The sequence below is a fragment of the Pseudoalteromonas luteoviolacea DSM 6061 genome, assembly GCF_001625655.1.
In the GTDB taxonomy this organism is placed as follows: domain Bacteria; phylum Pseudomonadota; class Gammaproteobacteria; order Enterobacterales; family Alteromonadaceae; genus Pseudoalteromonas; species Pseudoalteromonas luteoviolacea.
The window spans coordinates 1-9,990 of the sequence record NZ_AUYB01000094.1 but is presented as its reverse complement, the minus strand read 5'-3'; the positions used below and the strand labels follow the sequence as shown (position 1 = coordinate 9,990).

The 9,990-nt window shown below is 38.5% G+C and carries 9 protein-coding genes; 6 read left to right on the top strand and 3 right to left on the bottom strand.

Going from position 1 to position 9,990, the window contains the following annotated elements; all coding sequences use genetic code 11:
• Nucleotides 1–488: 488 nt before the first annotated feature.
• Nucleotides 489–932, bottom strand: a complete 444-nt coding sequence (locus N475_RS07255) for a YybH family protein (protein WP_063357123.1) — start codon at nucleotides 930–932, stop codon at nucleotides 489–491.
• A gap of 1,507 nt (nucleotides 933–2,439) precedes the next feature.
• On the opposite strand from N475_RS07255, the gene N475_RS07250 reads away from it, so the two are divergent.
• Nucleotides 2,440–3,045, top strand: a complete 606-nt coding sequence (locus N475_RS07250) for an outer membrane beta-barrel protein (protein WP_063357122.1) — start codon at nucleotides 2,440–2,442, stop codon at nucleotides 3,043–3,045.
• Here N475_RS07250 and N475_RS07245 read toward each other — a convergent pair.
• Nucleotides 3,042–3,923, bottom strand: coding sequence for a LysR family transcriptional regulator (locus tag N475_RS07245; protein ID WP_063357121.1), 882 nt, complete (start codon nucleotides 3,921–3,923; stop codon nucleotides 3,042–3,044). The two genes, N475_RS07250 and N475_RS07245, sit on opposite strands and share 4 nt — an antisense overlap.
• Nucleotides 3,924–4,029: 106 nt before the next feature.
• Here N475_RS07245 and N475_RS07240 point away from each other — a divergent pair, with 106 nt between their 5' ends.
• The 4 genes from N475_RS07240 to N475_RS07225 all read left to right on the top strand — a co-directional run bounded on the left by N475_RS07240 (nucleotide 4,030) and on the right by N475_RS07225 (nucleotide 8,462).
• Complete coding sequence (locus N475_RS07240) at nucleotides 4,030–5,232, top strand: MFS transporter (protein WP_081232392.1); 1,203 nt, start codon at nucleotides 4,030–4,032, stop codon at nucleotides 5,230–5,232.
• Complete coding sequence (locus N475_RS07235; protein WP_063357119.1) at nucleotides 5,208–5,738, top strand: GNAT family N-acetyltransferase; 531 nt, start codon at nucleotides 5,208–5,210, stop codon at nucleotides 5,736–5,738. The genes N475_RS07240 and N475_RS07235 overlap by 25 nt, the downstream gene beginning before the upstream one ends.
• 181 nt (nucleotides 5,739–5,919) lie before the next feature.
• Nucleotides 5,920–7,872 carry a methyl-accepting chemotaxis protein gene (locus N475_RS07230; protein ID WP_063364966.1) on the top strand — a complete coding sequence of 651 codons (1,953 nt, stop codon included), beginning with the start codon at nucleotides 5,920–5,922 and terminating at the stop codon, nucleotides 7,870–7,872.
• Nucleotides 7,873–8,105: 233 nt separating this feature from the next.
• Nucleotides 8,106–8,462 (top strand): ribosome recycling factor family protein, encoded by a 357-nt coding sequence (locus tag N475_RS07225; RefSeq protein WP_063364965.1) that lies wholly within the window; start codon nucleotides 8,106–8,108, stop codon nucleotides 8,460–8,462.
• A 39-nt stretch (nucleotides 8,463–8,501) separates the two neighbouring features.
• Here the strand turns inward: N475_RS07225 and N475_RS07220 are convergent, their stop codons facing one another.
• A complete protein-coding gene (locus N475_RS07220) occupies nucleotides 8,502–8,840 on the bottom strand; it encodes a hypothetical protein (protein WP_063357116.1) in 339 nt (112 codons plus the stop codon).
• A 653-nt stretch (nucleotides 8,841–9,493) separates the two neighbouring features.
• Between N475_RS07220 and N475_RS07215 the strand changes: the two genes are divergently transcribed.
• Nucleotides 9,494–9,949, top strand: a complete 456-nt coding sequence (locus N475_RS07215; RefSeq protein WP_063364964.1) for a hypothetical protein — start codon at nucleotides 9,494–9,496, stop codon at nucleotides 9,947–9,949.
• The last annotated feature ends 41 nt before the right edge of the window (nucleotides 9,950–9,990 follow it).

The following is a 9,990-nucleotide window of genomic DNA, read 5'->3' as shown; positions in this document are numbered from 1 at the left end:
AACTCTCCAGCTATTTTTATTATTATATATTCTTATTATTAATTTTTGTCACTATTAATTATTTTGTAATTTTATTTCTATGGGATTTCATTGTTATTTATTTTATCACCCTACCAATTTAACCGTACTTTGTTCACCAAAAAACCACCAAAGCCAAGCAACACCCAACACGATTATTAAGCCTTCATTTCTCAATTTCAAAAATCAACCTAAAAATATAAAAATAGAAAAATAAAACCAAAAAACCTCAACCTTTAAATTTAGCACTCGAGAGCAAGAAAAAAACCATCACCACTTTAAACTTTGCCACAAATTTAAAATCAACCTTAAAAATAAATATCAAATAAATACAAACCTTATAAAATCAAAACCCAGCCATATAACCTGCCTTATAAATACGTTTTAAATATGGGGAATCCCAATTATTTATTCCTTAGCTTTGACACTAAAATATAAAAACAAGCGAAAAGGCTAAGGTTCATACCGACCTACTCAGACAAATCATTAGGGTTTTCTGGCTTGGTACTTGCCGATACACTAACAAGCTTCCAGTTTCCACAAGCCTTGGACCATACTTGAGTACCTCCTCCTGAAGCTTTTGCTACATCACCAGACTTTAAAACCACACTTTGCTCATACTCGTTGACTAAAATAGCGGTGTTGGTATCAATTACTGAAACTGTTATGTTGGTGAAATCTAAAGATTGGACTTTTTCAATCATTCCAAAAATAGGACATATAAAGCTTTTTAAGTCTTCAATTGAGTTCCAATTTGTTCCATTTGCATTTAGTCCAACAAACCTATCAGCATCAAAGCACTTAAAGTAACTTTCTAAATCTAATGCCTTTGACGCTTCAATCAAATCGCCAAAAGACTCCCTAACTTCAAAATCAACCTTTTCAACGCATTCCAGTGACAAAATAAAACCCATTATGCAACTAAACACCACATTTATTAACAATAATACAGTTTATATCAACATGAAAATTGCTCGTCAAGTTAGTTCTCATATGAATCATGGTGCCAAATCAACCATTTAACGTTTTTGTTTTTCAAATAATTAACTTAAAATAAACATCCAACAATGAAGGAATATAACCATTAAAAACAGCATACTTATAAGATTATTTTGAATTTAAAAACCTTTATAACTAGCGCCAATACTTTCACAAAACGGTACAAAAAGACTGAGATAAAGCCTTTGTAAAGCAATGTAAAGGTGTTATTTACTCTTACGATATTTTTATTTTATTAAAAGCAATCTTAATTTCGCTTACTTTAATAGTTCGTACATATGTAAAAACAAGAGTTCAAGAGAATAAGTGCCCCACAACCGATAACAAGGTCACCAACCTAGGCTAGGTAAACTTGCTGGTAGATTTGGTTTTAGAAAAATTTTAAATACATGAGATATATAGATAAATAAAAAACCGATGGCGCCGTTCATATGCAGAAAACGCAGAAGCCACTACTTTACTTTAAAACTAAAGTGGCATTAACAGTTGCAAAGTTTTACATCCATTTCAGCTTCCAAAGTGCAAATTACCACATGATAAATAAAGTAGCATCTCAATGTAGTTAGGTGATTAATACCTCGTTAAAGCAAGCAGAAAGAGGACAGCCTACGATGTGGAGCAGTTTTTATCTCTATATATATTAATGTGCTGGCTTGTTAAGAAAGGAGCTCGATGACCATGTTAACTCTAGTGTTTAGCTTATAACTTTTCCTGATATTCAGTTTTACTAAATCCACTCATCGTATTTACTTCCTCAGATTTAGTCTTCGATTCTGTATATTTTTTATTGAAAGTGCAACACTTTCACCTATCACCCACAAGCTGATGAAAGCGATGAAGTCCCATTTCAATCATTGAGTGACTATGACTATCAAGTTTCCCTTTCATTGCTTTAAATCACGATGGTAAATTAGTATTGCAGCACTATTTCACGGGTGACCATTCTATCAACATTAAACGTTTCTAGCTTTAAAAAGCTCCCACAGCACCTTAAACTAATACCTTTCAGTGTATCGTGATCGCTTTCATAAGTGGTCAATATAAATTACCTCGCTTTTCACAATCCGCTATATTCACCTTTGCTAACCTGCATTTGAGACAACACTAAACAATTACATTTCAGGGGATGTACAGTGGTTCGACTCTAGAGGTGTGCCGAGGCCTATTGTAAACATTCAGGCTTGAGCATTACTGAGGAATACAGCATTATTAGAGCCATTCACGTTAGACTCTAACTATGTTTCACGCCACGCAAGTGCAAAAACGGGTGACTTTAAGTCCACTCTAATGAGCCGCCAAATAATTTACGCTCAAAATGACGCCACATGAAAGTGAAAATTGGGCATACTTTATTTTTAAGCCTCTCCTTTTCTTCATATAATTGTGCCAAAATAGCAGCAGACCAGCATATAAGGACAATAAATGAAAAATATTCTTTGCCTAATTACGAGCTTGGGGTTACTAAGTTCATTAAATCTTGCACACGCTGATGATTCAGGGTTTGGCGTTTCTGTATTTGGCGGCTACTCCACTAATCACGACCTAACAACTAGCAAAAACTACAAAATAGATCTTGAAGATAATAGCCACTTTGGTTTTTCGGCTGACCGCATCGTTAACAGTACGCGATATGGACTATTTTATAGCTTTAATGAAACAGAGCTTGCTGACAACTCTATTGCTAAAGTGGATATGGAATATTTGATGTTTCAAAGTGCAATTGAGAGATCTATTAGCCAAAATCTAAATTACTATGTTGGTGCTCAAATTGGCGTTAATAGAGTCACTCCAAACTTTGCAGAAGCAGATGATTTCTTCGCTTCAGGCCTTTTCACGGGGGTTGATTACTCTATTGGTGCAGGGTTCCATGCTTTTACAGAGCTGCGCTGGATGGCAACCATAGTGAAAAACTCATCTTCGGTTGTTTGTGACGATGACCCTCAAACAACAGATAATTGTATCTGGCATTTTGATGGCGACGTGTTAAATCAGTTTCAACTAAGCGCAGGTATAAATTATCGCTTTTAACTGCCCAAGCTGCGCTTTAACTCGTCAATAAACAGTCGTGTTTTATAGGGTGTGAAGCTAGAATTTGGGTAGTAAGCCCAAAGCTGCTTCACCTCTGACCTTAAATTGGGCAATACAGGTACAAGCGCTCCCTGCTTTATCTCTCTAGCAACATACTGAGGTGAAATAAAGATTAGCCCCATCCCCTGCACTGCGGCTTTCATCATCGCATCCAAATGGTCCGAAACAAAGTTATAATTTTTAAAGTCGAATACCGTTCCGTCCTCTAGAATGATCCCTCCTTTCTTTTGATAATAATTACTAAGCAACATTTTATGTGACGCTAAATCAGCGACTGATTTAATCTCTTCACACTCTGATAAATAACTTGGCGCACCAAATAGCATCATCTGGTAATCAATCAATCGAGTACCTTTATGTGCCGCAGAATCAAAGTCTTCATGATATCGCGTAATAACCAAGTCATGCTCAAGATCAGGTGGTGCGCCCGGAGTCAGCACATTGAGGTGAATAGTCAAATCTGGATATTGCTCCAAAAATCGTTTGATATTCGGCATCAATACACTACTCCCAATTGCCTGTGTCGCGGCAATCTTTAACGTGCCTTGAGGCTTTAAATCACTCCCTTGCAATTGCTCTAGCATATTCTCAAACTGCCCTATCCAAACCCTCGCATTGGGTAAAAATTGCATACCGTTTTCATTCAAGCTTACTTGCCTTGTTGTTCTAATAAACAATGTTTGGCCAAGCTGCTTTTCCAGCCAATCTATTCTTTTACTCATTGCAGACGCCGATACCCCTACAATATCCGCAGCTTTAGTAAAACTTCCCATGTCTGCTAAAACAACAAAGCTACGAATTGCACTTAGCCAATCCATTATTAATTCCTAACAAGAAAAAGTCTTTTAATTATTACCTTATTTTTAGGACATTAAAAGCACGTTATATTACAACCTATATTTCCCAGCCGTATTCCGGAGAACCATGAATAGGTACATCGCCTTGGCCGCTTTATTGACCTCTTGCTCTCAATTAGCTAGCCAAATTTTTATGCCTGTCCTACCGGATATAGCAGACAGTCTGGCTTTGTCAGCAGGAGCTAGCCAAGCAATTATTATCAGCTTTTTCCTTGCTTTAGGCTCTGCGCAACTTCTCGTCGGGCCTCTGTGCGACAAGTATGGAGAACGGCCAATATTTGTCGCAGGCCACATTATTTTAATTGTAGGAACTTTAATTTGTGCTTTCGCAAACGGCGCCAACACTTTTATGATTGGCCGAGTATTACAGGGGGCAGGCTGCGCTGCACCTATTCTGGTAAGTCGTGCTGTTTTATACTCATGCTTTCAAGGCGCAAAACTAAACAATGCAATGGGTAGTCTCGCTATTTCAGCAAGCTTTGTTGCACTCATCACCCCATTAATCGCTGGTACATTGGCGCAGCAATTCTCTTGGCAAGGCATGTCTATAGTATTAATTTGCTTTTATGTCTGTATTTTTCTCTTTGGTTTAGCTACGTTCCCAAAGCCCAAAAAGCGTCTCGTTTCATTAAGGCCCATTGCACTATTGGAGCAATATAAGAGTATTGCCATAAGCCCCGCTTTTATACCCGTAGCATCGCTTAAATGGGCACCAACATTCTTGTATTTAACATTACAACTCTACCTTCCCTTTTTTTTGCGCAATGAATTTGCCTATTCCACAGAACAAATAGGACAAGCCATGATGATTTCTATGTCAGGACTATTGGTGGGCTCAACACTGGCCAAATTCATGCAAAAACGAACTCATCATCTAAAAATTGCGGTGTTATTATGGCCTGCACTACCAATAAGCGCCTTCACCTTTTTGTTTTTTAGTGAACATGTGCATGCAGTTATTTTTGCCCACTGCGCCATTATGTTTATTTTTGGCAGTTACTTTCCCAGTTACATGTATTACGTTGGCCACTTTTACAAGTCACGCTCGAGCACTGCAAATGCGTTAGTGGGGGCAACTGAATTACTGTTATTTTCGAGTATTGCTTGGCTTGCGAACCAATACTTAATCACAGGACCTAGTTCTATCGCTATTTTAACTGTGGGATGCGCATTACTCGTACTTATTTGTTTAAACGCACTTAAAAAGCTAGGTAATGAAACAATCAATCAAAATGGAGTTAAGTTATGCGATTCGAAACAGCAAGGTTAATTGTGAGGCCCCTACAAAAATGCGATTTAGCGGATGTATATCAATCTAGAAAAAACCCTGATACGTCAAAATATATTGGTGACCCAGCGACAATAGAGGATGCCAGACAAAGGATTGAAGAAGCGACCCAACCTTGGCAGGGTGTTGATCATCAAAAATTGATGCTAGCTATACGGTGTAAAACTACGGACTTATTTATCGGCGAGTTGCTATTTAAGTTCACTCAAAAGCACTGCCACATTGGTGAGATTGGATACCGCTTGAGTCCACAGCACTTGGGTAAGGGCTATGCATTTGAAGCGACGAGTACATTTGTTCCACATTTATTCGATCAATTTGAGCTCAACAAAGTCATCGCGGTTTGCGCAATAAATAACGTATCATCATGGCGCTTAATGGAAAAATTAGGCATGCGTCGAGAAGGTGAATTACGCGATAACATGTACTTACAAGGCAACTACCACAACTGTTTTTTGTATTCTATTTTGCGGCGAGAGTTACAATAATGGCTCTTTGAGGCTCATTTAAGCATGCGGAGCCTCTAAATCATGCAATTTGTACTCTCATATATGCAAAACCATTACCAATTTAGCAACATATCTCATCTTTAAATTTCTTTAAATCTCAATTACACAGGTTAGAAAACAGCATCTATACTGTTTAAGAGCCAAGTAGTTGGAGCCATATATGAGAATGCGACAAAAGCTGATCGGCAGCTTTGTATTGACTGTCATTATTCCTATTCTAGCAATATCAATAATGAGTATAACCCGCACCAAGCAGGAGTCGAACACCAGCTTTATAGCAACCTCTGATAACGAGATTAGACAGGTTGAAAACGCTTTCATTTTATTCTTTGATCAAATGAAGAATAACGCTCGCTTTTTGGCACAAAGTGAAGCAGTAGTCAACGTTGCCAAAGACACAACAACTTACTTTGGTGACGAAAAAATGATGACACCAGAGTCTTCTGGAAAAGAAGAAGCCGACATATTTAAACTGTTTGAAAGCTTTGGCGTGACACATCCAGAACTGTTATTTGTATACTTAGGTACTGAACATGGCGGGTTTATTCAATATCCCGCGGAGCCACTTGGCGGCTACGACCCTAGAAAGCGACCTTGGTATCAAGAGGTAACCCAGTCTCAATCCGATGTGGTGATCACAGAGCCATATCAAGGTGTGACAGGACAAGCAATGGTGTCAATCGCAACTGCAATTAAACGTTCTGGCTCTATTGTCGGTGTACAGTCACTCGATGTTACGCTCGCTACCCTCACTGATATCGTTAGTAATATTCAATTGGGCCAGACCGGCTACCTCATGTTATTAGATGGCAACGGCACTATATTAGCTGACCCAAAAAACCCTGACAGCAACTTCAAAAATATATCTTCTTTAACTGGTCCAAAATACCAAGCCATTAATAGTACTTCTGACCAAGCGCTCATTCACATTGATACTGGAGATAAAATACTTCAAGCAAGACGCTATCACTCTAAAACTCTAAATTGGACATTTATTGCATTAATCGAGGAAGATGAAATCCTCTCTTCAGCTTATGCAATGTCGTACAACATTGGTGTTATTTCTATTGTGATGCTGGTTTTGTTTGTATTTATTGCCATCGCGCTGGCGAATAAAATCGTTTACCCCATAGAAATGGTTTCAGATGGTTTAAAAGAAATAGCCCAAGGCGAGGGAAATCTATCCAAACGCTTAAAAGTCATTGGTAATGATGAAATAAGCGAACTTGCTGCATGGTTTAATCAATTTTTAAATTCAATCAACGGGCTGGTTCGTGACATCAAAAGTAATGCCAGCAACCTAAACTCACAAGCACAACAATCACATAGCAGTGTTGATGAAATTCGCAGCCAATGTCACCACCAAGCCAGCACTTCACAACAAACTGCTGAGCATACACAAGCCATGGAAAATATGGCAATTACCGTAAACGACAATTGCACTCAAGCACTGCATGAGATTTCTAATACTGACGATCATGCAAAACAAGGCAATGCGTTAATTCAAAACACCGTGAGCCAGGTTGCTACACTCAATGACTCTCTCGATAGCTCAGCCAATGCAATGAATGAACTAGAGGGTCAAAGCAAAGACATCACTAATATTCTTGAAGTGATACGAACTATTGCTGAACAAACAAATTTACTGGCATTGAATGCAGCGATTGAGGCCGCAAGGGCTGGTGAACAAGGCCGTGGCTTTGCCGTGGTTGCTGATGAAGTGCGTACTCTTGCGCAGCGCTCTCACGATGCAACGCAGGATATAGAGAAAGTGCTCACTAAATTAACGGATCAAACTCGAGCTGTGTCAAAACATATGACTTTAAGTGTTGAAGAGTCAAAAACGGCAATAGAACAGTCTGAGCAAGCACATCGTGCATTTGAAGAAATTGCAGATTCCATTGAAAGAGTCAAACCTATTATTGCCAATATTTCTGAGCAAGCCGAGCAACAAGGCGCCTTCGCCAGCGATAGCAAGGCTCAGATAGAAGGTATCAATCAGTCAATACAGCAAGTCGGTGGTTATGCTGACTCTCTTTATGATGGCGCGAAACAGTTAGTTAAGTTCGCGAACAACTTAGATGAATTGGTTGGACGATTCAATGTAGATTAAACCCAAGCAATAGCCCATCAAGCAAACATGTTATTATGGCCACAATGTTGGCCGTAATAACGTAATGTAAAGACTTGCGTTGTTGTTAATGTTGGCTTGAGTATGTGTAACATACGAGACTAAGTTATTAACCCAAATGCCCACTCAAAGAGTCTCCTCCTAATCGTACAGAAACAAAGTAATTGAACGCTGACTCTGTTACACTTTGACCTTAATTAACCACTAACTTATGTATGTTTGATATTCAATTAAATAGCTTTGTTCGTCGTATTGAGCAAGCAAACGAATTTAAGGCTTTGATAAAATTTTCGGGTGCTCAATTAACTCGCAAAGGCCGCTCAAGAAACTGGCGGCTACGAGGAACCTGGTCTCAGTTTGAATTCATTATTTATCATGCCCAAGTTCGAGAAGAGCCAAGTTGGCAATGGGTAATTGAACAGCTGAACAACTTCAAACCTAAACCAAACATGGAGGATTTAGTTACGATAATAAAACTAAATCCAACCATAACGCTTCAGCAATTAGTAACCAAAACCGATTGTACAGTGGCCGAAGCAAGGAAAGCGTTTGACATTGTGGCGTGGGATTGAGCGTCCCCGCAATCGTTTTGACTCGCCTCCCCACAGCCATTATCTGCCTTTTTCTGATGCGACCGTATAGATCTTACAGAAGTGCGTTGTGGTACCTGCCCACCTTGCTGTGTCCTCATCATGACCAAACACCGATACTTTCGTACCAGCATGATAAGCAGCAAGTAAGAGACTGACTGTTACGTCATAAGCTGGGCTATTTTTACCTATCCAATATCCTTTACATTTAGCAGCAGGTGTTTCTAATCTAAGTGTAAAATCTCCACCGCCATAGTCTGGGTAAACTTGCATTGCTTTAATCGTTGTGTAGGCACTTTGTTCAAGTGCAGATAAATTTAGTGATATTAAGCCTAGAGCGCAAAAAATCAGTTTTTTCATAGCTTTCTCAATTTATACTTAAAGTAGTTTATATTTTAGTATTACACATTCACTGTCGTGATTACAGGTAATCGAAATCCGATAGCGTCAACGAATCAACCCTTGTTACGATGAAACATCAGTAATGCTCTAACACGGCGTATATAACTGCAACGCCTAACAAGGTAGCAAGTTATGACACTCAGTAGAGCTATTGATGGTGAGTATTTTCGATAGCTAACTAAACGACTTAGCCTCTTTAATGGCTTAATTTTTGTCATACATCATGGTTTGATGTGTACTTTCTGGGTCAATCTCTCTCAAGAACACACCTCTTTGCATAGGATTTAAGTTGAGCTCTATAAACACGCGATTTATCGTGTTGCCTCTTATGCTTTCAATGGTGAAAACCTTCTGCGTATTCGAGCGCTTTTTATATATGAAACTTCATATTATTTTGGCGTGTTAAGTATGTAGTAGCGCATATCGATATGTTCCATAAAAACGTACCCTGTAGCCAATGCCCTCTCAAATAAAGTTAAATTGAAAATTGGCTTACCAAGACGTTTTGTTTAGAATATTGTCCTCATAAAAGTGACGGAAAGAGCGAGATTGTTTTATTTCAATGACTCTGACCCCATTGATTTTGATATTTAATACAAGGAAAATTTAAATTGAAAGTTATTTATATTGTGGCTTTATTTTTACTTGCAGGATGCCAAAGTACAAAAATTGTGACCCCTAAGTTACCTGATACGGTAAAAGAAAGTGATATCTCAAAAGTCGTACTGTTCATGGAATCCAACCTAAAAATTGGAGAAAGTAGAGTTTATTTTGGTGAGAAAGAGAAAAATTATGCGTCTTTTGCCAAAGCAGGAAAAAAGGCGCTAAAACTGCTGCCGGGTGAATACAAATTTGAGATATGGTCTCAAGGCAGTGCCACACATCATTTAGAGGCTGTATTAGAAAGCAATAAAACAACATGCATTCGAATTTTTTCAAATACCACTAATTTAGCAGGTAAGTTTGTTGTTCCTTTATTGAGAAACTTAACCTCAACACATGAAGCTGAAGTTGTGGACTGCCCCCAAATTGATGAACATGGTGAAGACTCTGTAGAAAATAGTTAGTATCAGTGTCTTAAAAATGGGCGAAGACTGTACTTAAAGCA